Below are 24,345 nucleotides of genomic sequence, written 5' to 3'. Positions count from 1 at the left end.
GGCTCAGCAATCGTTGGTTACATCTTTGATTTCTCGCGGAGTAACTTGTGATGCTGATAATCTGTTGACTAGCAGTCTGACTCCACAAGCACCCACACGAATTGCTTGATTCAGTTGTTAAAGAGCGGTTGGTCAAGAGCTTTTCGTCTCAACCGAGGCGCGCATTCTACAGCAGCCTCATTTGCTGTCAAGCGATTATTTTCAGAAGCTTTCAAGGAATCCTTAACAACTTCAACCACTTGCGCTTTCGATCTCTCGTCAGCGGGAGGCGAATTCTACAGCGTTACTCGCTGCTGTCAACACCTCTTTTTCAACTTCCTTTCGGCTTCGATGACCTGAAGCAACCTGCTGCCGAAAACTGCGTAACTCTTTGTTTATCAATGAGTTTTCCGTTTCGACTGCGCCGGAAGTGGGGCGAATTATAGGCTTCTAAAATTCGCCGTCAACACTTAATTCCAACTTTATTCAGCCTTGAGCGTAATACGCGCAAATGCCTTCTTCCCGGCCTGGCAAACATGGGTCGCGCCCAGCGCATATATAAAGGTGCGATCGACAACCTCACCATCTATACGCACACCACCGGAACCCAGGAGATCTCGAGCCACCGCCGAATTCTTGACCAGCCCTGCTTTATTAAGGACGGCAGCGATCGGCATATCCTCGGCAGCAGTCAATTCGATTTCCGGCAGATCATCCGGCAGCTCGCCATCCTTCATTCGGTTACCGGCAGCACGATGAGCATTGGCAGCAGCCTCTTCACCATGGAAGCGCGCAACGATCTCTTCAGCCAGCTTGATCTTGATGTCGCGCGGATTGGCACCCGCCTCCACATCAGCGCGGAACGCATTGATCTCATCCATGGAGCGGAAGCTGAGCAATTCGAAGTAGCGCCACATCAGCGCATCCGGAATGGAAACCAGCTTGCTGTACATCACACCTGGCGCTTCCTGGATGCCGACGTAGTTGCCCAAGGACTTGGACATCTTCTTCACGCCATCCAGACCTTCAAGCAGCGGCATGGTCAAGATGCACTGAGCTTCCTGACCATAACCACGCTGCAGCTCACGCCCCATCAGCAGGTTAAACTTCTGATCGGTACCGCCGAGCTCGACGTCAGCGCGCAGAGCTACCGAGTCGTAACCCTGAACCAGCGGATAGAGGAACTCATGAATGGCGATTGGCTGATTGGTCGTGTAGCGCTTGTCGAAGTCATCGCGCTCGAGCATCCGAGCCACGGTGTACTGCGAAGTCAGGCGAATGAAATCGGCCGGCCCCATCTGATCCATCCAGGTGGAGTTGAAGGCCACTTCGGTTTTTGCCGGGTCCAGAATCTTGAAGACCTGAGTCTTGTAGGTCTCGGCGTTCTCAAGGACCTGCTCGCGAGTGAGCGGCGGACGCGTAGCACTCTTGCCGCTCGGATCACCGATCATCCCGGTGAAGTCACCAATCAGGAAGATCACCTGATGCCCCAGCTCCTGGAACTGGCGCAGCTTATTAATAAGCACGGTGTGGCCCAGGTGCAGGTCCGGAGCCGTTGGATCGAAGCCCGCCTTAATACGCAGCGGCTGGCCACGCTTGAGCTTTTCAATCAGCTCGGACTCGACCAACAGTTCTTCCGCACCACGTTTGATCAGCGCTAGCTGCTCTTCAACCGACTTCATAACAGACCCGCAAGGCTCAGATTCAAAGGGAACCAACCATACAAGATCGCGCGTCAAATACAAGGTTTGCCCGGCGCACGGACGCCAATCCGCAGGCAGGGCACCTGCGGACTTGCTTCAGAGATGATTTGGTTATATTTTATACAGTTATTTCATCTTCATCATGTCATTCATCTTTTCCAATTCATCTTTTTCAAAGTCAAAACCACTTATGACCACAGAATCGTCTAAAGCGCCGCCGCTTTACCCGAAGACCCACCTGCTCGCCGCAAGTGGAATCGCTGCCCTTCTCAGCTTGGCGCTCCTGGTATTCCCTTCCAGCGATGTTGAAGCCAAAAAAACGACCCTGAGCCTTGAACTGGAAAGTCCTGCTGAACAACTGACACAAGATCAAGACGCTGCCGACGTCGCTCAAGCCACAAATGAACCTGCAACATCCCCCTTCGCGCAGATCGACAACAGCGCCGAGGACACTCAGGAAGCCGCTCAAGCCGAACCGGCGCCGGTCGTTGAAGTTGAAGTTGAAGAAAAGAAGCCGGCAAGCCACAGGGAAGTGATCGTCGCCAAGGGCGATACCCTCTCCACGCTGTTCGAGAAAGTCGGGCTTCCAGCCGCTTCAGTGCATGAAATACTGGCCAGCGACAAGCAGGCCAAGCAGTTCAGCCAGCTCAAGCGTGGCCAAAAACTTGAATTCGAACTGAGCCCTGACGGCCAGTTGACCAACTTGCACAGCAAGCTCAACGACGTCGAAAGCATCAGCCTGACCAGGAACGACAAGGGCTACACGTTCAATCGCATCACTGCGAAACCGACCGTGCGCTCCGCTTATGTTCATGGCGTGATCAACAGCTCGTTGTCGCAGTCCGCGGCCCGAGCGGGCCTGTCCCACAGCCTGACCATGGACATGGCCAGTGTGTTTGGCTACGACGTGGACTTCGCCCAGGACATTCGCCAGGGCGACGAATTCGACGTGATCTACGAGCAAAAAGTGGTCAACGGCAAGGCCGTCGGTAATGGCCCGATCCTGTCGGCGCGCTTTACCAACCGCGGCAAGACTTACACCGCCGTTCGCTACACCAACAAACAAGGCAACAGCAGCTACTACACCGCTGACGGCAACAGCATGCGCAAGGCGTTCATCCGCACACCGGTGGACTTCGCCCGCATCAGCTCGAAATTTTCCATGGGCCGCAAACACCCGATCCTGAACAAGATCCGCGCCCACAAAGGCGTCGACTACGCAGCACCGCGCGGCACGCCGATCAAGGCAGCCGGTGATGGCAAGGTCTTGCTGGCCGGTCGCCGTGGTGGCTACGGCAATACCGTCGTTCTCCAACACGGCAATACCTATACCACGCTCTACGGCCACATGCAGGGCTTCGCCAAAGGCGTGAAGACTGGCGGCACAGTGAAGCAGGGCCAGGTGATTGGCTATATCGGCACCACAGGCCTCTCCACCGGCCCGCACCTGCACTACGAGTTCCAGGTCAATGGTGTGCACGTTGACCCGTTGGGCCAGAAACTGCCGATGGCCGATCCGATTGCCAAGGCCGAACGCGCACGCTTCCTCGCCCAAAGCCAGCCCCTGATGGCGCGCATGGATCAGGAAAAAGCCACGATGCTGGCTTCGAGCAAGCGTTAAGTCATGGCGCTCTATATAGGTGTGATGTCCGGGACCAGCCTTGATGGCCTGGATATCGCACTGATCGAGCAAGCCCCGGCGATCAGGCTGATCGCCTCCCACTACATCCCGATGCCCGACTCCCTGCGCGCCGAGCTGCTCGGCTTGTGCGCCAGCGGCCCGGACGAAATTGCCCGCTCCGCCATCGCCCAGCAGAACTGGGTGAAACTGGCAGCGCAAGGGATTCACACCCTTCTCGCGCAGCAGCAACTGAAACCTGACGACATTCGTGCCATTGGCAGCCATGGCCAGACCATCCGCCATGAACCGGCACGCGGCTTCACTGTGCAGATCGGCAATCCGGCCCTGCTGACGGAGCTGACAGGCATCACCGTGGTCAGCGACTTCCGCAGCCGCGATGTCGCTGCCGGAGGACAAGGTGCACCGCTGGTTCCCGCCTTTCACGAAGCCCTGTTTGAAGAACGGATCGGGAATCGTGCAGTACTGAACGTAGGCGGCTTCAGCAATCTCAGCCTTATCGGGCCCGGCAAGCCGGTCGCCGGCTTCGACTGCGGCCCGGGCAATGTGCTGCTGGACGCCTGGATTCACCAGCAACGCGGCGACCACTTTGACCGTGATGGCCAATGGGCTGCCAGCGGCAACATTCAACCGGTGCTGTTGAATGCGCTACTGAGTGACCCGTTCTTTGTGACCAAAGGCCCGAAGAGTACCGGGCGGGAAGTGTTCAACCTGCCATGGCTGACGCAGCATCTGGCGCAGCTGCCAGCCTTCTGCGCCGAAGATGTTCAGGCGACCCTGCTTGAACTGACTGCACTGACCATTATCGAATCACTGCAAAGCGCCCAGACAGACACGCAGGAACTGCTGGTCTGCGGCGGCGGCGCCCACAACACGGCCTTGATGAACCGCCTGGCCAGCCTGCTGCCAAACGCCAGTGTCAGCAGCACCGCGACTTACGGTGTAGACCCCGACTGGGTTGAAGCCATGGCCTTCGCGTGGCTGGCTCATTGTTGCCTCGAAGGCATCGCGGCCAACCGTCCGAGCGTTACCGGTGCCCGTGGATTGCGCGTACTCGGCGCCATCTACCCCGCATAAATCCTCCACACAGCAAAACGCCGCAAGACCCTGAGGCCGTGCGGCGTTCTGTGAAACAGGCGCGCTGATCAGATCGAGAACGAAGACCCGCAGCCACAGGTGGTGGTCGCATTCGGGTTCTTGATGACGAAGCGCGAACCTTCCAGACCTTCCTGGTAGTCCACCTCGGCACCGGCCAGGTACTGGAAGCTCATCGGATCGACCACCAGGCTCACGCCTTCGCGTTCGACGATGGTGTCGTCATCGGCCACTTCCTCATCGAAAGTGAAACCGTACTGAAAACCTGAACAACCGCCGCCCGTAACAAATACGCGCAGCTTCAAGCGATCATTCCCCTCTTCATCGACCAGGCTCTTCACCTTGTGCGCGGCACCGTGGGTGAATTGCAAAGCCGTGGGGGTGAAGGATTCGACGCTCATGCTGACTATCTCCCGGCGTTACGCCGTCATATTGCGTGATGACGCGCATTATCCGCTTCTCCTAGAAAAGCGGTCAACTATTGTTATGGTATATCAACCAATCCGATCGCCGGCCCGAAATGCAAAAAGGCCCGTCAGACGGGCCTTTTGCTGTACGCGATAAACCTTACGGCAGCATGCCGGCGTGGGAGAGGCCCAGGCGCTCATCCAGCCCGAACAGAATGTTCATGTTCTGCACGGCCTGACCCGACGCCCCTTTGACCAGGTTGTCGATCACCGACAGCACCACCACCAGATCACCGTCCTGAGGGCGATGCACGGCAATCCGGCAGACGTTGGCACCCCGCACGCTACGCGTCTCCGGATGGCTGCCGGCCGGCATGACATCGACGAACGGTTCGTTGGCATAACGCTTTTCAAACAACGCCTGCAGGTCCACCGAGCGATCAACAACAGTGGCGTAGAGCGTCGAGTGAATGCCGCGAATCATCGGTGTCAGGTGCGGAACGAAGGTCAGCCCGACGTCCTTGCCCGCTGCACGACGCAACCCCTGGCGGATTTCCGGCAAATGACGGTGACCTTTGACGGCATAGGCCTTCATGCTTTCCGACGTCTCGGAGTACAGCGAACCTACGGAAGCACCACGACCGGCACCGCTGACACCGGATTTGCAGTCAGCAATCAGATGCGCAGCATCGGCCAGGCCGGCTTCGAGCAATGGCAGGAAACCCAATTGCGTTGCAGTTGGGTAGCAGCCCGGCACGGCAATCAGACGCGCTTTCTTGATCTGCTCGCGATTGACTTCCGGCAAGCCGTAGACCGCTTCGTCCAACAACTCCGGTGCACCGTGCGGCTGGCCGTACCACTTGGCCCATTCATCGGCGTCTTGCAGACGGAAGTCGGCCGACAGGTCGATAACCTTGGTCCCGGCCGCCAGCAGTTCGCCCGCCAGGGCATGGGCAACACCGTGCGGCGTGGCGAAGAACACCACATCACAGGCACCCAGGGTCTTGATGTCCGGAACGCTGAACGCCAGGCCGTCGTAATGGCCTCGCAGGTTCGGGTACATGTCGGCTACGGCCAGGCCAGCCTCGGATCGGGAAGTGATGACAACCACCTCAGCTTGCGGATGTTGCGCCAACAGACGCAGCAGTTCGACACCGGTGTAACCCGTGCCGCCGACGATACCGACCTTGACCATAAACCTGCCCTCAACGAACCCACTGGAAAGCCGACGATAATAGGGGCCGCGCGCCCCTGCGACAACCGTCAAGGTGACGTGCGGACGCTCAAGCCTCTACTATTCCCATTACCGTGAATTGGGGAATAACCAAAAATGCTTTATCTGTGGCTCAAAGCGTTACATATCGTCAGCGTCGTGTGCTGGTTTGCCGGCCTGTTCTACCTGCCACGACTGTTCGTTTATCACGCACAAAGTGAAGACACGATCAGCAAGGAACGCTTCAGCGTCATGGAGCGCAAGCTGTACCGGGGCATCATGGGCCCGGCGATGATCGCCACGTTGATCTTCGGCGGCTGGCTCATCTACCTCAATCCAGGCATCTTCAGCCAGGGTGGCTGGATACACGCCAAACTGACCCTGGTCGTGTTGCTGATCGGCTATCACCACATGTGCGGCGCCCAGGTAAAACGCTTTGCCCGTGGCGAAAACACCCGCAGCCATGTCTTTTATCGCTGGTTCAATGAGGTTCCGGTTCTGATATTGCTGGCAATCGTAATTCTGGTCGTCGTTCGGCCGTTCTAAATCCAATAGACACCACTCACCGGGGTACTTCCAATGTCGCTGCCCGCTCTGCTCGAACAACGTTTGCGTCTGCCTGTGGTGGCCGCGCCGATGTTCCTGATTTCCAATCCGCAATTGGTACTCGCCTGTTGTCGCCAGGGCGTGGTCGGCAGCTTCCCGGCGCTGAACCAGCGCGAAAGCAGCGGCTTCAAGGCCTGGCTGGAAGAGATCGAAGCCGGACTGGCAACAATGGAAAACCCCGCGCCTTATGCCGTGAACCTGATCGTGCATAACAGCAATCCACGCTTACAGGCGGACCTGGAGATCTGTGTAGAGCACAAAGTGCCGATCGTGATCACCAGCCTCGGCGCCGTGAAAGAACTGGTCGATGCGGTGCACAGCTACGGCGGCCTGGTGTTCCATGATGTGACGACACGTCGTCATGCCGAGAAAGCGGCCGAAGCCGGCGTGGATGGATTGATCGCCGTGGCTGCCGGGGCCGGCGGACACGCAGGGACCTGGAGCCCGTTCTCGCTGATTGCCGAAATCCGCCAGTTCTTCGACAAGACCCTGCTGCTGGCCGGCTGCCTGAATCACGGGCATGAAATTCTTGCCGCGCAATTGCTCGGCGCGGACCTGGCCTACTTTGGCACTCGGTTTATCGGCACGACCGAAAGTCACGCACCCGAAGCCTACAAAGAAATGCTGCTGACATCCAAAGCCGCAGACATCATCCATACGCCAGCCGTGTCAGGTGTCCCCGCGAGTTTCATGCGCCAGAGCCTGGAAGCCGCCGGTTTCGACATGGCCGCGTTGCAGGGCAAGGGCGAGATCAACTTCGGTTCCAAGCTCAAACCCGTGAGCGATGAGGCCAAAGCCTGGAAAACCGTTTGGTCTGCAGGCCAGGGCGTGGGAGAAATCAAGGACTTGCCGAGTGTCGAGCAGTTGATTGCACGTCTCGACGCCGAGTACCGCCAGGCCCTGGAGCATGCCGCCCAGTTGCCTAAACGCTGGCCGCGCTGACAGTAAATCTTGGCCAGCCCCTCCCGGCTGGCCTTACACTCACCCGGGCACAACCTTCTTCTTTCAACCTCTCGCGACAAGGATGCTTCGCACATGGGCGAAAATCGTTTCAAGATCATCTTCGAAGGTGCCTTGCTGCCCGGTGTAGATATCACCACGGCAAAGCTCAATCTCGCCGATTTGTTCAAAAGCGATGTCACGGCCATCGAGCGCTTGTTTACCGGGCGCCCGGTAGCGCTCAAACGCAACCTGTCGCAGGCCGATGCCCAGACCTATCTCCAGGCGCTGAGCAAGACCGGTATCGACGCGCGCATCGAAGCCGAAACACCGATCGAGTTGAACCTCGCCGACGTGCATGACCATACCCCGGCCAGCAGCCAGGCGGCCTTGGCAGAACCGCAGTCTCCTTACGCTCCGCCTCGCGCGCCCGTCGGCCAAGCCGTGGCGGAATTCGCCACGCTCAAGCCATTCAGTTTCGATGGCCGTATCGGTCGCTTGCGTTACCTCGCCTGGTCGCTGGTGCTGACACTCGTACTCTCGGCTGTTTGCGGGGTATTTGCATTGGTCGCCCTGGCCCTCATCGGTGCGGATTCAACCGCCGGCCTGATCCTGGGCGGCTTGCTGGCCCTGATCCTGTTTGTCGGATTTGCCTTCGTCAGCATCCAGATCACCGTTCAACGATTGCACGATGTCGGCTGGTCCGGCTGGCTGTGGCTGCTGAACCTGGTGCCGTTTGTGGGTACTTTCTTTCCGTTCGTGACCATGGTTGTACCGGGCAACGAACTGGCCAACCGCTACGGTCCACCGCCTCCACCGAACAGCACCGCGGTCAAAGTATTGTCTTCGCTGTGGCTGGTCGTCATCGCTCTGATCCTGGTCGGCTCCCTGGCCGGTGGACTCTCGGCGATACAGGAAGAATACGAAAACGCCGCCCAGAGCAGCTACGACAGCAGTTCGGTCACTACCGATGAAATCGACGTCGAGGTCGAACCGGTGCCAAATTCCACCGACGATGCAGCCGAAGAGGCCCAGCCCCCTGTAGACTCTGCGAAAGAATGAACAGCGCTCCTGGCCCGTGACACCTGCGTCGCGGCGCGGAGCTGTTGCGATGGAGAACTGCATGACCCGTTACGCTCTGATCACTGGCGCCTCCAGCGGCATCGGCCTGGCAATGGCCGAAGCGCTGGCCCGGCGCGGCCGCAGCCTGATTCTGGTGGCCCGACAACGTGATCAGCTGGAAAGCATTGCGATTGAGTTGACCCAAAGGTTCGGCGTGGAAGTGCTGTTCCGTGCCTGTGACCTGAGCGAACCGTTGCGCCTGTCCGGATTCCTGCTGGAGCTGGAAGAAGGCGACCGGCAAATCGATCTGTTGGTCAACTGCGCCGGCATCGGCACATGCGGCCCGTTTCTGGCCCAGGACTGGATGACCGAGCAAGACCTGATCGAAGTGAACATCCTCGCCCTCACCCGCCTGTGCCATGCCATCGGCAACAGCATGGCCCTGCAAGGTGGCGGGCAGATTCTGAATGTGGCCTCGGTGGCAGCGTTTCAACCGGGACCGTGGATGAGCACCTATTACGCCAGCAAGGCCTATGTGCTGCACTTCTCCGAGGGATTGCGCGTCGAGCTGAAAAAGTGTGCGATCAAGGTTTCGGTGCTCTGCCCCGGGCCGACCCGCACAGCGTTCTTCCGTACCGCGCAACTCGACAGCGACAAACTGACCAACAGCAAACTGTTGATGAGCCCCGAGGAAGTGGCGCTCTACACCGTGCGCGCACTGGAAAAGAACCAAGCGATCATTATTCCGGGGCGGCGCAACCGCTGGTTCGCCTTCCTGCCAAGGCTCGGCTCACGCTGGCTGACGCGCACAATCGCCGGCATGGTCAACAAGGCTTACTGCCCGCGCTGATCCAACTCAAGGTAAAAGGCTGGGCGCTGGCATACACCATGAGTACACTCAGGCCAGCCCAAACAACGGAGAAAACAGCTGTGGATACTCTGTTCACCAAGATCATCAACCGGGAAATCCCGGCGAAGATCATTTACGAGGACGACCAGGTACTGGCCTTCCACGACATTTCCCCACAGGCACCGGTACATTTCCTGGTGATCCCGAAGAAGCCGGTTCGCACCCTGAACGATCTGACGGAAGACGACAAGGCACTGGCCGGACACATTCTGTTCACCGCCCAGCGCCTGGCCCTGGAACTGGGCTGCGAAAAAGGCTTCCGAGTCGTCATGAACTGCAATGAAGAAGGCGGGCAAACCGTCTACCACATTCATATGCACGTGCTGGGCCAGCGCCAGATGCACTGGCCGCCGGGCTGATTCGCCAAGCCCTCAAAGATCGCAGCCTTCGGCAGCTCCTACACCGATCTCTGTAGGAGCTGCCGAAGGCTGCGATCTTTTTTCGCTTTTGACCCAGCGCAAACCATCCCCGGCCGATTGGGTTAAACTGGCCACCGAAATTCCCCCCGGAGGTCAGCATGACTACCCAACGTCACTACTCGCCCATTGACCGCCTTCTGCTGCAAGCCGATGCCGCGATGCGCACCCTGCTGCCCTTCAGCGGCCAGCCGTACCGTCCATCGCCGGCCATCGTGCAGCCCGATGCAAAAATGAGCGACGAAGACACGCGCCACGTTGCCGGCCTGATGCGCATCAACCATACCGGCGAAGTCTGCGCCCAGGCGCTGTATCAGGGGCAGGCGCTGACCGCCAGACTGCCGCAGGTGCGTGCTGCCATGGAACATGCCGCCGAAGAAGAAATCGATCATCTGGTCTGGTGCGAACAACGCATTCATCAACTGGGCAGCCACACCAGCATCCTCAATCCGCTGTTTTACGGCATGTCCTTCGGAATTGGCGCCGTGGCCGGCCTGATCAGCGACAAAGTCAGCCTGGGCTTCGTGGCGGCAACGGAAGACCAGGTGTGCAAACACCTGAACGAACACCTGGAGCAATTGCCGGCCGAGGATGAGAAATCCCGGGCGATTCTTGAGCAGATGCGTATCGACGAAGAACAGCATGCCGAAAGCGCGCTGGAGGCTGGTGGGTTCCGCTTTCCGGCGCCGGTGAAATTCGGAATGAGTCTGATGGCCAAGGTGATGACCAAGAGTACTTATCGGATCTGATATCCCGGTCGCCTGTGAGGGCCTCTTCGCGGGCAAGCCCGCTCCCACAGGGGCCGCGTTTCGGCAATAAAAAAGGCGACTGCCGTGAGGTAGTCGCCTTTTTTTTGTGTTCGAGAACCTTACGCCATGTTGCGCGCGTAGAAGATTTCGAGCATTTCGTGTTTCACCCGCTCGGTCACCTGGGCACGTTGCTCAGAGGACAGGTTGCTGGTGGCATCACCGAACAGGTAGTTATCCAGTTCGAAGTTCTTCAGCAGCATTTTGGTATGGAACAGGTTTTCCTGGTACACGTTCACGTCGGTCATCTGGTACGCGTCGCGAGTGTCATCGGAGAGGTAGTTCTGGATCGAGTTGATCTCGTGGTCGATGAAGTGCTTTTTGCCTTCAACGTCACGGGTGAAGCCGCGCACACGGTAGTCCACGGTCACGATGTCCGAATCGAACTGGTGAATCAGGAAGTTGAGCGCTTTAAGCGGTGAAATGACCCCGCAAGTCGACACGTCGATGTCCACACGGAAGGTTGCAATACCGCTGACCGGATGGATTTCCGGGTAGGTGTGCACCGTGATGTGGCTCTTGTCGAGGTGGGCCAGAATGATTTCGGGCAGCGGGCCCGGAGACTCTTCGATCTGACTGTCGGTCGGGGTTACCGGCTCTTCGGAGATCAGGATCGTGACGCTGGCGCCCTGCGGCTCATAGTCCTGACTGGCAATATTCAGGATGTTGGCACCAATGATATCGACAACTTCCGTGAGGATCTGCGTCAGGCGTTTCGCGTTGTACTCTTTATTGATGTACTCGACGTAAGCCTGTTGGTCTTGCGGGGTTTCCGCGTAGCAGATGTCATAGATGTTGAAGCTCAAGGTCTTTGTCAGGTTATTGAACCCGTGGAGCTTGAGTTTGCTTTTCACCGTTAAAAACTCTCTATGTGTTTGCGGCCCGGCCGCGTGATCAAGCATGCCCGTCAGATGCGAACAACGCACCTGCGTAGGACGGTTAACACCTCTTCGCGATGGCGATTTTGGTTGTCTGTTCGGGTGCGAGGCCTGTCGGCTGACGGGCCACTACCCTGAAAAAAGTGGCGCATTATGCAGACGTCAGCTTGTGTTCGCCAGAGTCTGCACTGCTTTTATGATAGTTGAATGTCGATTCAACCGAGCTCGATGATCTCGTAGTCGTGGGTAATTGCCACGCCAGCCGCGCCGAGCATGATCGAGGCCGAGCAGTACTTCTCGGCAGACAATTCGATGGCGCGCTTGACCTGGGCTTCTTTCAGCGCGCGGCCCTTGACCACGAAGTGCATGTGGATCTTGGTGAAAACCTTTGGGTCCTCGGTCGCGCGCTCGGCTTCGAGGAAGGCTTCGCAGCTCTCGACGGCCTGGCGGGACTTCTTGAGGATGCTGACCACGTCGAAATTGCTGCAACCGCCGACACCCAGCAGCAGCATTTCCATCGGCCGGACACCCAGGTTACGTCCGCCGGCATCGGGCGGACCGTCCATGACCACGACATGACCGCTACCGGATTCGCCGAGGAACATGGCTTCGCCAGCCCATTGGATGCGTGCCTTCATCGCCAAGACTCCACTGTATAAAAAAGGGTCGCCAGCTTAGCACAGCCCTCGAGATTGACAGCGCCCGCCGTCCTAGGACATATCCCACTGCCTTGTAGGTAAATGCTCGAATATTTCAGGAGGTGTCTGGTAAGCTGACGCCAATTCAATGGCGCATGGCCAGCCTTACTCCAGCGTTCGCTATTTATAAAAACCATACCGTGCAGTCTTTTCGGGATACAACCATGGTTGCTATTGCCCCCAACCCCAAGCTCAAGAACCTCGACAAGCTGTTGATGCATTGCCAGCGCCGCCGCTATCAGGCCAAGAGCAACATCATTTGTGCCGGTGACCGCTCGGAAACGCTGTTCTTCATCATCAAAGGCTCAGTCACCATCCTGATCGAGGATGACGACGGGCGGGAAATGATCATTTCCTACCTGAACGCCGGGGACTTTTTCGGTGAGTTGGGCCTGTTTGAGCAAGCCGGCCTGGAGCAGGAGCGCAGTGCCTGGGTGCGGGCCAAGGTCGAATGCGAAGTCGCGGAAATCAGCTACGCAAAATTCCGCGAATTGTCCCAGCAGGATCCGGACATTCTTTACGTCCTCAGCGGACAAATCGCACAGCGCCTGCGCAACACCACGCGCAAGGTCGGTGACCTGGCATTTTTTGACGTAACCGGCCGCGTTGCCCGCTGCCTGCTGGAGCTGTGCAAACAGCCAGACGCCATGACCCACCCCGACGGCATGCAAATCAAGGTGACCCGTCAGGAAATCGGGCGGATTGTCGGTTGTTCCCGGGAGATGGTCGGTCGCGTGCTCAAGGATCTGGAAGAACGTAACCTGGTGGACGTCAAAGGCAAGACCATGGTGGTCTTCGGTACGCGATAAGCTCGAAAACCTAGCCGCCGAACATCTGTGCCAGCATCAATCGATAGAGTTCGTCGAGGCGCGCCAGTGCATCGGGTGCCGCGAACTTCTCATGCAATGCAATGTGGCTTTCGGCGCGTACCCGTTGTGCCAGACCACAGGCTTCGTTGAAGCGATTGACCGCGGCGACCATTGACGCCCGGTCGTTATCCATCAGCATCGCACCGTGCACCAGGCCCACCGGACGCTGACCACCCTGGCTCTGGCGCCAGCGCTGGGCGGTGCCAACCATTTTGCGCCCGTCGAGATTGACGTTGAAGCGGCCATCGCAGAACGCACCGTCGATTTCGCCAAGGGACGACGAGCCACCCAATTCATCCAGCAACTGGCAGATGGGGTCGCACAGGCGCCGGTAACCGGTTTCGATGCGGTTCAAATCACCTTCGCTGCGCGGTGGCGCGTAAACCAGGGCGATATTGATCGTAGTGGCGGATTGTGGAACCGGTTCGCCGCCGGTATCGCGCAGCAGCACCGGCCAACCGGCCGCCGCCGACACTTCACAGGCAGCCTCGAAACCCGGCAAGCGATTCAAGCGGCGCGGCATGACCAATGCCTGATCACTCGGCTGCCAGAACAACAGGCCGAACTCCGCGTCGCCAGCGCAAACCGAGGCCAACAGATCTTGTTCGGCTTGCAGGCCGGCTTCGATGGTCAGGGAGGTTGGCAGCGACATGGAAGGCTCCGACAGACCTGAGGTCTCTAGGGGATTTGCGGGCCTCTTCGCGGGCAAGCCCGCTCCCACAGTGGAAGCGGTTTGCCTGTGAAGATGTGTTTAGTCGAGTGTCGAGCCGCTGACTGGAACGCCACGCTCGGGGAAGAACAATCGCTGCAATTCGGTACCCGGGCTTTCGGCGCGCATGAACGCTTCGCCGACCAGGAACGCGTAGACGTCGCTGATTTCCATCAGTTCGACATCGGCGCGGTTGAGAATGCCGCTCTCGGTGATGACCAGTCGATCGCGCGGAATACGTGGCAACAGGTCGAGGGTGGTTTCCAGGCTGACATCGAAGGTGTGCAGGTTGCGGTTGTTCACGCCAACCAGCGGAGTATCGAGGGTTTTCAAGGCCCGTTCCAACTCATCGCCGTCGTGGACTTCCACCAGCACATCAAGGTTGACGCTTTTGGCCACGGCCGCCAGCTCGGCCATTTTCACGTCATCCAGCGCCGACACGATCAACAGCACGCAATCGGCACCCAGGGCACGGGCTTCGACGATCTGGTAGGGATCGATCATGAAGTCCTTGCGGATCACCGGCAGCTGGCACGCCGCGCGGGCCTGCTGCAGGTACGCATCGGCGCCCTGGAAGTAGTCGATGTCGGTGAGTACCGACAGGCAGGTTGCACCGCCCTTCTCGTAGCTTTTGGCGATATCGGCGGGAACGAAGTTCTCGCGGATCACGCCTTTGCTCGGCGAAGCCTTCTTGACTTCAGCAATGACTGCCGGTTGCTTCAGCTTGGCCTGAGCCAGCAAGGCCTTGGCAAAACCACGAGGTGCATCGGCCATCCTGGCCAGGTCTTCCAGCTCGGCGAGGCTGACGCGAGCGCTGCGCTCGGCCACTTCCTCAACTTTGCGCGCCAGAATCTTTTCCAGAACCGTCGGTACACTCATCCTTCATTCTCCACTTTGAATACCGCGGTAAATGCACCCAACTCCTCCAGCTTTTCTCGAGCAAGACCGGTGTGCAGCGCATCGTGCGCAAGTGCAACTCCCTCTTTCAAACTGCTGGCATGGTCGGCCGCATACAGTGCGGCACCGGCATTGAGCATGATCATCTCGGCCGCTTTCTGACCGTTCTCGGTCTTGCGCTTGCCCAGGGCATCGCGAATCAGCTCCAGGGACGCCGCCGGGCTTTCCACGGCCAGGCCGTGCAGGCTCTGGCTCTTCATGCCCAGGTCTTCCGGTTCGACCCAATACTCGGTGATCTGGCCATCCTTCAGCTCAGCGACAAAAGTCGGTGCGGCCAGGCTGAATTCGTCCAGGCCATCCTTCGAATGCACCACCAACACATGCTTGCTACCCAGACGCTGCAACACTTCCGCCAGCGGCCGGCACAAGGCCTGGGTGAAAACGCCTACCACCTGATGCTTCACACCGGCCGGATTCGTAAGCGGGCCGAGCATGTTGAACAATGTGCGCAAGCCCAGTTCACGACGCGGGCTGGCGGCGTATTTCATCGCAGAGTGATGAGTCTGGGCAAACATGAAACCAATACCAACGTTGTCAATGCAGCGCGCCACTTGCACCGGCGTCAGGTTCAGGTAGATGCCGGCCGCCTCCAGCAAATCGGCACTGCCGCTCTTGCCCGACACCGCACGGTTGCCGTGTTTGGCTACCGTACAACCGGCCGCCGCAACCACGAAAGCGGAAGCGGTCGATACGTTGAAGATATTGGCGCCGTCGCCGCCGGTGCCCACTACATCGACCACACCGTCGAGGGTCTTGAGTTCGACCTTGTCCGCCAGTTCGCGCATCACCGACACCGCGCCGACGATTTCGTCGATGCTTTCGCTCTTCATGCGCATGGCCATCATGAACGCACCGATCTGTGCGTCCGTGCATTGCCCGGTCATGATTTCGCGCATCACATCGCGCATTTCATCGGTGCTGAGGTCGAGGTGATCGACGACACGGCTCAGGGCTGTCTTGATATTCATGATGAGTCCTTAGCGTGTGCCGCCGGTTTGTTTAAGGAAGTTGGCGAACAGTTCGTGGCCCTGCTCGGTGAGGATCGATTCAGGGTGGAACTGCACGCCCTCGATGTTCAGGGTCTTGTGACGCAGGCCCATGATCTCGTCGACCGAGCCGTCTTCAAGCTGGGTCCACGCCGTCAGCTCCAGGCAATCGGGCAGGGTTTCGCGCTTGACGATCAATGAATGATAGCGGGTCACCGTCAGCGGACGATTCAGGCCTGCGAATACACCCTTGTCCTCGTGAAATACCGGGCTAGTCTTACCGTGCATCACTTGACGGGCGCGCACCACATCGCCGCCAAAGGCCTGGCCGATGGATTGGTGACCCAGGCAGACGCCAAGAATCGGCAGTTTGCCGGCGAAATGCTTGATCGCTTCAATCGAGATGCCGGCTTCGGTCGGGGTGCAAGGACCGGGGGACACAACGATGCGCTCAGGATTAAGGGCTTCGATTTCAGCGATGGTCAGTTCATCGTTACGCACGACTTTGACCTGGGAGCCGAGCTCGCCCAGGTACTGCACAACGTTGTAGGTAAAGGAGTCGTAGTTATCGATCATCAGCAACATGGCGTTAAGAACCTCTTGAATTCACTGACTTTAAAGATGGCCTTCGAATGATTGACCCGCAGAGCGCTGCGCTTTGACAGGTGCTGGAGGAGCGCCAGCAAAGCGGCATTTCAAACAGGTAAAGAAGGCGAAGCGGTACAGGTCCGGCGAAGCCGGCAAATGAATTCAGGCGCGCCAACGCCAGCGGGCGTGTGCCTTGATGACTTGATCCAGGAGTTTACTGATGATCAACACGGGGAAGGTCTCGTTCGTACGTCCCGGCACAGTATCGTAGCTGGGCAGAGCGTGCAATATCGCCGGGGGTACTGCCCGCGAAACTATCAAAGGCTTCGCGACAGATGGCAAAAGGCCGAACGTTTTTGGTACTGTCGTTTCGTTCACTACAACAATAAATAAACGGACTTGCTCATGACCAAACAGTCGTTGTTTGTACCGCTCGCAGGATGCTTGCTCGCGATGGCATGCGCCCAGGCGAACGCCGCACCCAATCCTTATACAAATTTCGTGGTCTTCGGGGACAGCCTCAACGACGCCGGGACCTTTGCCGACACCGGCGGCCCTGCCGGGGCGACGCAGCGCTTTACCAACCGGACGGGGCCGGTATATCTGGATGGCAGCGGCGAAGTCCGCTCGCTCAACTCCACGCAGATACTGGGTGGAAAACTCGGGTTCTCGGCGGACCAGACTGCGTCATCGTCTTCGGCGGTGCGTGCCAACAACGGCCAGCCCGATGGCAACAACTGGGCCGTCGGCGGCTACCGCACGGATCAGATCCTGGATTCGATCACCAGCGTTTCCGCCACCGGCGAACGCACCCGCGCCGGCTACCTGCCGTCGAACAACTTCCGTGCCGACCCGAACGCACTGTATTACCTGTCGGGTGGCGGTAACGACTTCCTGCAAGGTCGCGTCACCAGCCTGCCCCAGGCCAGCGCTGCAGCCGATCGACTGGCCGACAGCGTACAAACGCTGCAAACCGCCGGAGCCAAATACGTCATGGTCTGGTTGCTGCCCGATATCGGCTTCACCCCGGCGTTCAACGGCACCCCGCTGCAAGCGTTCACGTCCCAACTCAGCGCCCAGTTCAATAATGAACTGGTCAGCCGACTGCAGAACATCAATGCCGAAGTCATCCCGCTCAACATTCCGGTACTGCTCAAAGAGACGTTCGCCAACCCGGCGCAGTTTGGCCTGGCCACCGACCAGAACCTCATCGCCACCTGCTTCAGCGGCAACGGGTGTACCGAGAATGCCCGTTACGGCATCAACAGCGCCACGCCGGACCCGACCAAACTGATCTACAACGACTCCGTGCATCCCACAGAAGCCGGGCAGCGACTGATTGCCGACTACGCGTACTCCCTGTTGGCAGCACCGTGGGAGCTGACATTACTGCCGGAAATGGCCCAGGGCACCCTGCGCGCGCATCAGGATGAATTGCGCAACCAGTGGCTGGCCGATTGGCAAAACTGGCAGGGCGTCGGCCAATGGCGAGCCATTGTTTCTGGCGGCGGACAGCATCAGGACTTTGACAGCCAGGACAGCGCGGTCAGTGCCGACGGCAATGGAGCCAACCTGAACATCGGTGGCAGCTACCGCATCGACGATGCCTGGCGCGTCGGCCTGGCGGCGGGTTTCTATAACCAGAAACTCGAAGCCGGCAGCAACGATTCCGACTACAAGCTCAACGCTTACCTGGGCACGGCATTCGCCCAATACCAGCAAAACCGTGTCTGGGCGGACGTGGCGTTGACGGCCGGCCATCTGGATTACGACAGCCTCAAGCGCAAGTTCCAGTTGGGCGCCAACGAACGCAGTGAAAAAGGCGATACCAGCGGCTACATCGAAGCCTTCAGCGCTCGCCTGGGTTACGACATTGCACAACATGCCAGCAGCCCCTGGCACGTGTCGCCGTTTATCAGCGCTGATTTTTCCAAGGCGAAAGTCGACGGCTACTCGGAGGACGGCAACGATTCCACGGCGCTGACCTTTGCCGATCAGGAAGTGATTTCCCGGCGCCTGGGTGCTGGCCTGCAGGGTAAATACCAGATCACCCCGCAAACCCAGGTGTTCGGCGAAGCGGCAATCGAGCGTGAGTACAACGACGATACCCAGGACGTAGGCATCAACCTCAACAGCCTGCCGAACAACCAGTTCACGCTGGAAGGCTACACCCCGCAAAGCCACTTGCAGCGTGTGAACCTAGGGGTGAGCCATAACCTCACCCGCGACCTGGCATTGCGCGCCAGCTACAACATTCGCAGGGACGACGACTTCACCCAACAAGGCATCAACGTAGGTGTTGCGCTGGACTTCTGATGTAGCGGCAATAAAAAACGCGGCGCCCTTACAGGCGCCGCGTTTTTTTTATGCTGAACACTTATTGTGGTGAGCGAGCTTGCTCGCGTTCGGCTGCGAAGCAGTCGTAAACGCTGTCGCCTGAACGAATGCAGGGGGCCGCTTTGCGACCCAACGGGGGCAAGCCCCCTCGCCACAAAAGCTCCCTCGCCACAGGGCTAGCGGCGAACTCAGGTGTTCGGGGTTTGTTCGGCCAGTGCCACCGCGCGGAACATTGCGCGGCGCTTGTTCAGGGTTTCTTCCCATTCCAATGCCGGCACCGAGTCGGCGACGATGCCGCCACCGGCCTGCACGTGCAGCTCGCCGTTCTTGATCACCGCCGTGCGGATCGCAATCGCGGTGTCCATGTTGCCGTTCCAGGCGAAGTAACCGACCGCACCGCCGTAGACGCCACGCTTGACCGGCTCCAGTTCGTCGATGATTTCCATCGCGCGAATCTTCGGTGCGCCAGACAAGGTGCCCGCCGGCAGAATTGCCCGCAGCGCGTCCATTGCCGTCAGCCCGGCCTTTAGTTGCCCGGTAACGTTGGACACGATGTGCATCACGTTGGAATAACGCTCGATGACCATTTTCTCGGTGAGTTTCACCGAGCCGATTTCCGAGACGCGACCGGTGTCGTTGCGACCGAGGTCGATCAGCATCAAGTGTTCGGCGATTTCCTTGTCGTCCGACAGCAGGTCTTTTTCCAGCGCAAGATCAGCCTCTTCATTGGCCCCGCGTGGACGGGTGCCGGCGATCGGGCGCACGGTAATCAGGTTGTCTTCGACCCGCACCAGCACTTCCGGCGAACTGCCGACGACGTGGAAGTCGCCAAAGTTGAAGAAGTACATGTAAGGCGTCGGGTTGAAGCAGCGCAGCGCGCGGTACAGATCGATCGGCGCGGCCTTGAAGTCGATCGACATGCGCTGGGACGGCACGACCTGCATGCAGTCACCGGCCAGGATGTATTCCTTGATGGTATCGACCGCTTTTTCGTAATCGTCCTGGGTGAAGCTGGAGCGGAATACCGGGTCGGCCGACTGTTGCTGGCTGAAGTCCAGGCCACGGCGCGGGGTGATCGGCTGGCGCAGTTTTTCCAGCAGCTCTTCCAGGCGCGCGCGGCCTTGCTCGAAGGCATCTTCCTGCGCCGGGTCGGCCAGCACGATGGCGTGCATCTTGCCGGCGAGGTTGTCGAACACCACGACGGCGTCGGAGACCATCAGCAGAATGTCCGGTACGCCCAGCGGATCCGGGTTCGGGCACTTGCCCAGACGCTTCTCCACGTAACGCACGCAGTCATAACCGAAGTAGCCCACCAGGCCGCCGTTGAAACGCGGCAGGCCGGCGATGGTCGGCACGTTGTAGCGCGCCTTGAAGGTTTCGACGAAGGCCAGCGGGTCTTCCACGTCGTGGCTTTCGGTCTCGACGCCGTCGACGGTCACGCTGACGTGATGGTCGTGAACCCGTAGCACGGTGCGGCACGGCAGGCCGATGATCGAGTAACGGCCCCACTTCTCGCCGCCCTGTACGGACTCCAGCAAGTAGGAATTGGGCTCGTCGGCCAGTTTCAGGTAGATCGACAGCGGCGTGTCGAAGTCGGCCAGGGTTTCGCAGGCAAGCGGAATGCGGTTGTAGCCGGCAGCGGCCAAACGCAGGAATTCTTCGCGGATCATGAGGTGCCTCGTGGCTTGAGGGTCGAACGGTCAGGTATGCAAACGCGCCGGAAACCGGCCAGGATCAAGTCAGGCGCGCCAACGCCAGCGGGCCAGGGCCTTGATGACTTTCATCCAGAGTTTGCGAGTGACCACCACGATGGCGTTTCCAGAAGGGGGTTTGACAGCGTCGGCCAACGTTATCTCAGCGGCCGGATCCAGGCAACCGGGAATTAGTTTGCGCAGGTCGTCGATCACCAGCGCCGGCGATTCTTCGGCGATCGGCCGCCCGTGGTTATAGCCGTAGCTCAGAGCCACACACTTGACCCCCGCCGCTTTCGCCGCCAGCACATCGCTGCGTGAATCGCCGACGAACAACGACTGCGAAGCCGGAATGTTGGCCATTTTCATCACGAAAAACAGCGCGGCCGGATCGGGCTTTTTCTGTGGCAGGGTGTCGCCGCCGATGATCCAGCGGAAATAACGGCCGATCTTCATCTGATCCAGCAGCGGCGCGACGAAGCGCTCCGGCTTGTTGGTGATCAGCGCCATCTCGACACCCTGCTTTTGCAGCCATTTGAGGGTATCGCGCACGCCGGGGTAAACCACCGTCAGCTCATGGCTCTCGCCATAGGCTTGCATGAAATACTCCAGCGCCCGTTCGGCCTCGGCGTTATCGACCGCCGAATGATCGATGCCGCCGGCCAGCGCGCGACGCACCAGTACCGGCGCGCCATTGCCGACCCATTCGCGCACTGCTTCCAGGCCGGCGGGTTGGCGACCGAGATTGAGCAGCATCTTGTCCACAGCCACTGCCAGGTCCGGGACCGAATCGATCAACGTGCCGTCCAGATCGAACATCACCAGCCGTGGCAATTGCCCCGGGAACAGCTGCTCAAAGCCACTCATGGGCGAGCCAGCGCCAGTTCGGAGCGCATCTTGTCGATGACTTCCTGATAGTTCGGCGCATTGAAGATGGCCGAACCGGCAACGAAGGTGTCAGCGCCAGCCGCAGCGATTTCGCGAATGTTGTTGACGTTCACGCCGCCGTCGATTTCCAGGCGAATGTCACGGCCCGACGCATCGATCAAGGCCCGCGCTTCACGCAGCTTGTCGAGGGTGCCGGGGATGAACTTCTGCCCGCCGAAGCCCGGGTTGACGCTCATCAGCAGGATCATGTCGACCTTGTCCATCACGTACTTGAGGACGTCCAGCGGGGTCGCCGGGTTGAACACCAGGCCCGACTTGCAGCCGCCTTCGCGGATCAGTTGCAGGGAGCGGTCGACGTGCTGGGTGGCTTCCGGGTGGAAGGTGATGTAGGTCGCACCGGCTTCGATGAAGTCGCCGACGATGCGGTCCACCGGGCTGACCATCAGGTGCGCGTCGATCGGCGCGGTCACGCCGTACTTGCGCAGTGCCGAGCAGACCATCGGGCCGATGGTCAGGTTTGGTACGTAGTGATTATCCATGACATCGAAGTGCACGAAGTCGGCGCCGGCGGCCAGGACGTTGTCCACTTCTTCACCCAGGCGGGCGAAGTCGGCGGAGAGAATCGACGGAGCAATTACGAAGGGCTGCATGACGCACCTTTTCTGAGCAGAATCACGATGGCGCGCATTGTATACCTCATGCTTTGACGCGCGCACCGTGAGCGCGATGATTGGACCTTGCCATCATCCATCAACGGCAGAGTCTCTAGTACGCCGCGCGATAGATCTTCTCGATATCGACGGCACTCAACTTGCGCGGGTTATTGCGCATCAGACGCTCGATCCCCGCCGCTTCCACGGCCATGGACGCGATGGCGTCCTCGGGTACACCGAAACTGCGCAGGCCCTGGGGAATTTCCACGGCGGCACACAGCTCGGTCATGGCTTGCACGGCTTTGTCAGCCGCTTCGTTGACACTCAGATGAGCGGTCTTCACGCCCATGGCCTCGGCGATATCCTGCATCCGTTCGATGCAGGCCATCTTGTTCCATGTCATGACATAGGGCAGTAGCAGGGCATTACTCACGCCATGGGCAATGTTGAAACGTCCGCCCAGCGGATACGCCAGCGCATGCACCGCGCCCACCCCGGCGTTGCCGAACGCCATGCCGGCCATCAGGCTGGCGGTGGCCATTTCTTCCCGGGCTTGCAGGTTCGACGGGTTGGCGTAGGCCTTGGGCAGGGCCTTGGCGATCAACTTGATGGCGCCAATGGCCAGGGCATCGGTAATCGGCGAGGCATTGACCGACAGATAGGATTCGATGGCATGCACCAGCGCATCGACGCCGCTGGCCGCCGTGACGCTGCGCGGACAGGTCAGGGTCATTTGCGGACTGACCAGCGCCACGTCCGGCAACAGGTAGTCGCTGACGATGCCCTTTTTCAGTTGCGCGACCTTGTCGGAAAGGATGGCGACGTTGGTCACTTCCGAACCGGTGCCGGCCGTGGTCGGGATAGCGATCAACGGCGGGCCTTTGCGCGGGACCTGATCGATACCGAACAGATCCTCCAGCGCACCGTGGTATCCGGCATAGGCCGCCACGCTCTTGGCGATGTCGATGGCACTGCCGCCGCCCAGGCCGATCAGGCCGTCATGCCCACCGTCGCGGTACACCTGCATGCAATCTTCGACAATAGCGATTTCCGGGTCCGGCAGCACCCGGTCGAAAATCTCGTAGCTGCGTTCGCCCAACTGCGCCAGTGCCAGCTCTACCGTACCGGACTTGACCAGGGCGGCATCGGTGACGATCAGCGGATTATCAATGTCCAGGCGCGTCAGCTCGGCGGACAGCTGCTCGATGGCACCTGCGCCGGTGATCAGTTTGTGAGCGATCTTGAAAGAGGAAAGACTCATGTGCGCAGCCTCTTATAGGTAGGGGAGCTGGGCACAATAGTAGCTGGGGATTGGGGTTTGTCTGGCATTCAGGCCATGAATGTCCGAACAGACTCTGGAGAACCCATGCAGGAGCGAGCTTGCTCGCGATGGACTTGAAAACGCCGCTGGGTGTCAGGCTTCCAGCGTTATCGTTGACGATCATCGCGAGCAGGCTCGCTCCTACAGGTGATCGGGGCGTGGCTTCAGACCTGCGCGGTCCGCAGTTTCTCGCTACGCCCACGCAGCCATTCCAGGGTCAGCAACAGGATCACCGAGAAGGCAATCAGCAGCGTCGCGGCGGCGGCGATGGTCGGGCTGAGGTTTTCGCGGATGCCGCTGAACATCTGCCGTGGCAGGGTCGCTTGTTCAGGGCCGGCGAGGAACAGCGTCACCACCACCTCATCGAACGACGTCGCAAAGGCAAACAGCGCCCCCGAAATCACGCCCGGCGCGATCAGCGGCAAGGTCACCCGGCGGAACGTGGTCAGCGGCGAAGCGCCCAGGCTGGCCGCAGCTCGCACCAGATTGTGGTTGAACCCCTGCAAGGTCGCCGACACGGTGATGATCACAAACGGCACACCCAACACCGCATGCACCACGATCAGCGAGAAGAAACTGTTACCCAGCCCCAGCGGAGCGAAGAACAGGTAACTGGCCACACCGATGATCACCACTGGCACCACCATCGGCGAAATCACCAGCGCCATCACCAGCGCCTTGCCGGGGAAGTCGCCACGGGTCAGGCCTATGGCCGCCAGCGTACCGAAGACCATGGCCAGCACCGTGGCCGCCGGGGCGACGATGATGCTGTTCTTCAGGGCGCGCATCCACTCCGCCGAGGCGAAGAAATCGTGGTACCACTGCAGCGAGAAACCTTGCAGCGGGTACACCAGGAAACTGCCGGAGTTGAACGACAGCGGAATGATCACCAGCACCGGCAGGATCAGGAACAACAGAATCAAGCCGCAGAGAATCCGCAAGCTGTAGAACCACACCCGTTCGATGGGCGACATGTAAGGACTCAGCATTTCGTT

24 protein-coding genes are annotated in these 24,345 nt (G+C 59.4%); 10 read left to right on the top strand and 14 right to left on the bottom strand.

Annotated features, from left to right (window positions below):
- Positions 1-461 precede the first annotated feature (461 nt).
- Positions 462-1,661, bottom strand: a complete 1,200-nt coding sequence (gene tyrS, locus KW841_RS03385; protein ID WP_102700209.1) for a tyrosine--tRNA ligase — start codon at positions 1,659-1,661, stop codon at positions 462-464.
- Positions 1,662-1,872: 211 nt separating this feature from the next.
- Here tyrS and KW841_RS03380 point away from each other — a divergent pair, with 211 nt between their 5' ends.
- Positions 1,873-3,303 (top strand): peptidoglycan DD-metalloendopeptidase family protein, encoded by a 1,431-nt coding sequence (locus KW841_RS03380; RefSeq protein WP_218473493.1) that lies wholly within the window; start codon positions 1,873-1,875, stop codon positions 3,301-3,303.
- A gap of 3 nt (positions 3,304-3,306) precedes the next feature.
- Complete coding sequence (locus tag KW841_RS03375; protein ID WP_218473491.1) at positions 3,307-4,398, top strand: anhydro-N-acetylmuramic acid kinase; 1,092 nt, start codon at positions 3,307-3,309, stop codon at positions 4,396-4,398.
- 68 nt (positions 4,399-4,466) lie between these two features.
- Here KW841_RS03375 and erpA read toward each other — a convergent pair whose 3' ends face one another.
- Positions 4,467-4,817: an iron-sulfur cluster insertion protein ErpA gene (gene erpA / locus KW841_RS03370; protein ID WP_007906865.1), complete on the bottom strand. Its 351-nt coding sequence runs from the start codon at positions 4,815-4,817 to the stop codon at positions 4,467-4,469.
- 166 nt (positions 4,818-4,983) lie between these two features.
- Positions 4,984-6,018 (bottom strand): N-acetyl-gamma-glutamyl-phosphate reductase, encoded by a 1,035-nt coding sequence (argC, locus tag KW841_RS03365; RefSeq protein WP_007980174.1) that lies wholly within the window; start codon positions 6,016-6,018, stop codon positions 4,984-4,986.
- A 135-nt stretch (positions 6,019-6,153) separates the two neighbouring features.
- Here argC and hemJ point away from each other — a divergent pair, with 135 nt between their 5' ends.
- The 6 genes from hemJ to coq7 all read left to right on the top strand — a co-directional run bounded on the left by hemJ (position 6,154) and on the right by coq7 (position 10,718).
- Complete coding sequence (gene hemJ, locus KW841_RS03360; RefSeq protein WP_007980176.1) at positions 6,154-6,582, top strand: protoporphyrinogen oxidase HemJ; 429 nt, start codon at positions 6,154-6,156, stop codon at positions 6,580-6,582.
- A gap of 33 nt (positions 6,583-6,615) precedes the next feature.
- The gene (locus tag KW841_RS03355) at positions 6,616-7,584 is read left to right on the top strand and encodes a nitronate monooxygenase family protein (protein ID WP_218473489.1); all 969 of its coding nucleotides are present in this window, start codon (positions 6,616-6,618) and stop codon (positions 7,582-7,584) included.
- Positions 7,585-7,677: 93 nt separating this feature from the next.
- Positions 7,678-8,643, top strand: coding sequence for a DUF805 domain-containing protein (locus KW841_RS03350; RefSeq protein ID WP_218473487.1), 966 nt, complete (start codon positions 7,678-7,680; stop codon positions 8,641-8,643).
- A gap of 61 nt (positions 8,644-8,704) precedes the next feature.
- A complete protein-coding gene (locus KW841_RS03345; protein ID WP_218473484.1) occupies positions 8,705-9,493 on the top strand; it encodes an SDR family oxidoreductase in 789 nt (262 codons plus the stop codon).
- Positions 9,494-9,573: 80 nt separating this feature from the next.
- Positions 9,574-9,912, top strand: a complete 339-nt coding sequence (locus KW841_RS03340; protein ID WP_007980184.1) for a histidine triad nucleotide-binding protein — start codon at positions 9,574-9,576, stop codon at positions 9,910-9,912.
- 158 nt (positions 9,913-10,070) lie between these two features.
- Positions 10,071-10,718, top strand: a complete 648-nt coding sequence (gene coq7, locus KW841_RS03335; RefSeq protein WP_007980187.1) for a 2-polyprenyl-3-methyl-6-methoxy-1,4-benzoquinone monooxygenase — start codon at positions 10,071-10,073, stop codon at positions 10,716-10,718.
- Between the two features lie 119 nt (positions 10,719-10,837).
- Here the strand turns inward: coq7 and speD are convergent, their stop codons facing one another.
- Entirely contained in the window at positions 10,838-11,629 is a 792-nt protein-coding gene (speD, locus tag KW841_RS03330) for an adenosylmethionine decarboxylase (protein WP_007980189.1), read from the bottom strand.
- Between the two features lie 239 nt (positions 11,630-11,868).
- Positions 11,869-12,291, bottom strand: coding sequence for an OsmC family protein (locus tag KW841_RS03325; RefSeq protein WP_017138086.1), 423 nt, complete (start codon positions 12,289-12,291; stop codon positions 11,869-11,871).
- 224 nt (positions 12,292-12,515) lie between these two features.
- Here KW841_RS03325 and crp point away from each other — a divergent pair, with 224 nt between their 5' ends.
- Positions 12,516-13,160 carry a cAMP-activated global transcriptional regulator CRP gene (gene crp, locus KW841_RS03320; protein ID WP_104449986.1) on the top strand — a complete coding sequence of 215 codons (645 nt, stop codon included), beginning with the start codon at positions 12,516-12,518 and terminating at the stop codon, positions 13,158-13,160.
- A 10-nt stretch (positions 13,161-13,170) separates the two neighbouring features.
- Here crp and KW841_RS03315 read toward each other — a convergent pair whose 3' ends face one another.
- The 4 genes from KW841_RS03315 to KW841_RS03300 all read right to left on the bottom strand — a co-directional run bounded on the left by KW841_RS03315 (position 13,171) and on the right by KW841_RS03300 (position 16,457).
- On the bottom strand, positions 13,171-13,872 hold the full coding sequence (locus KW841_RS03315) for a lipoate--protein ligase family protein (RefSeq protein ID WP_218473482.1): 702 nt from the start codon (positions 13,870-13,872) through the stop codon (positions 13,171-13,173).
- Positions 13,873-13,971: 99 nt separating this feature from the next.
- Positions 13,972-14,808, bottom strand: a complete 837-nt coding sequence (gene trpC / locus KW841_RS03310; protein ID WP_218473480.1) for an indole-3-glycerol phosphate synthase TrpC — start codon at positions 14,806-14,808, stop codon at positions 13,972-13,974.
- The gene (gene trpD / locus KW841_RS03305; protein ID WP_104449989.1) at positions 14,805-15,854 is read right to left on the bottom strand and encodes an anthranilate phosphoribosyltransferase; all 1,050 of its coding nucleotides are present in this window, start codon (positions 15,852-15,854) and stop codon (positions 14,805-14,807) included. The genes trpC and trpD overlap by 4 nt, the downstream gene beginning before the upstream one ends.
- Positions 15,855-15,863: 9 nt before the next feature.
- Positions 15,864-16,457 (bottom strand): aminodeoxychorismate/anthranilate synthase component II, encoded by a 594-nt coding sequence (locus tag KW841_RS03300; RefSeq protein ID WP_007980194.1) that lies wholly within the window; start codon positions 16,455-16,457, stop codon positions 15,864-15,866.
- Positions 16,458-16,865: 408 nt separating this feature from the next.
- Between KW841_RS03300 and estP the strand changes: the two genes are divergently transcribed.
- Positions 16,866-18,776 carry an esterase EstP gene (estP, locus tag KW841_RS03295; protein WP_218473478.1) on the top strand — a complete coding sequence of 637 codons (1,911 nt, stop codon included), beginning with the start codon at positions 16,866-16,868 and terminating at the stop codon, positions 18,774-18,776.
- A 209-nt stretch (positions 18,777-18,985) separates the two neighbouring features.
- Here the strand turns inward: estP and trpE are convergent, their stop codons facing one another.
- From trpE to KW841_RS03270, 5 genes are all read right to left on the bottom strand, one after another.
- Entirely contained in the window at positions 18,986-20,467 is a 1,482-nt protein-coding gene (trpE, locus tag KW841_RS03290; protein WP_095964072.1) for an anthranilate synthase component I, read from the bottom strand.
- A gap of 69 nt (positions 20,468-20,536) precedes the next feature.
- Positions 20,537-21,355: a phosphoglycolate phosphatase gene (locus KW841_RS03285; RefSeq protein ID WP_015097053.1), complete on the bottom strand. Its 819-nt coding sequence runs from the start codon at positions 21,353-21,355 to the stop codon at positions 20,537-20,539.
- Positions 21,352-22,026 (bottom strand): ribulose-phosphate 3-epimerase, encoded by a 675-nt coding sequence (gene rpe, locus KW841_RS03280; protein ID WP_007980198.1) that lies wholly within the window; start codon positions 22,024-22,026, stop codon positions 21,352-21,354. The genes KW841_RS03285 and rpe overlap by 4 nt, the downstream gene beginning before the upstream one ends.
- Before the next feature lie 115 nt (positions 22,027-22,141).
- Positions 22,142-23,290: an iron-containing alcohol dehydrogenase gene (locus tag KW841_RS03275; protein ID WP_218473476.1), complete on the bottom strand. Its 1,149-nt coding sequence runs from the start codon at positions 23,288-23,290 to the stop codon at positions 22,142-22,144.
- Between the two features lie 224 nt (positions 23,291-23,514).
- Positions 23,515-24,339, bottom strand: a complete 825-nt coding sequence (locus tag KW841_RS03270) for an ABC transporter permease (protein WP_007980200.1) — start codon at positions 24,337-24,339, stop codon at positions 23,515-23,517.
- Positions 24,340-24,345 lie beyond the last annotated feature (6 nt).

Source organism: Pseudomonas sp. PDM28 (assembly GCF_019219115.1).
GTDB lineage: Bacteria > Pseudomonadota > Gammaproteobacteria > Pseudomonadales > Pseudomonadaceae > Aquipseudomonas > Aquipseudomonas laurylsulfatiphila.
This window is presented reverse-complemented; position numbering and strand designations above follow the sequence as displayed.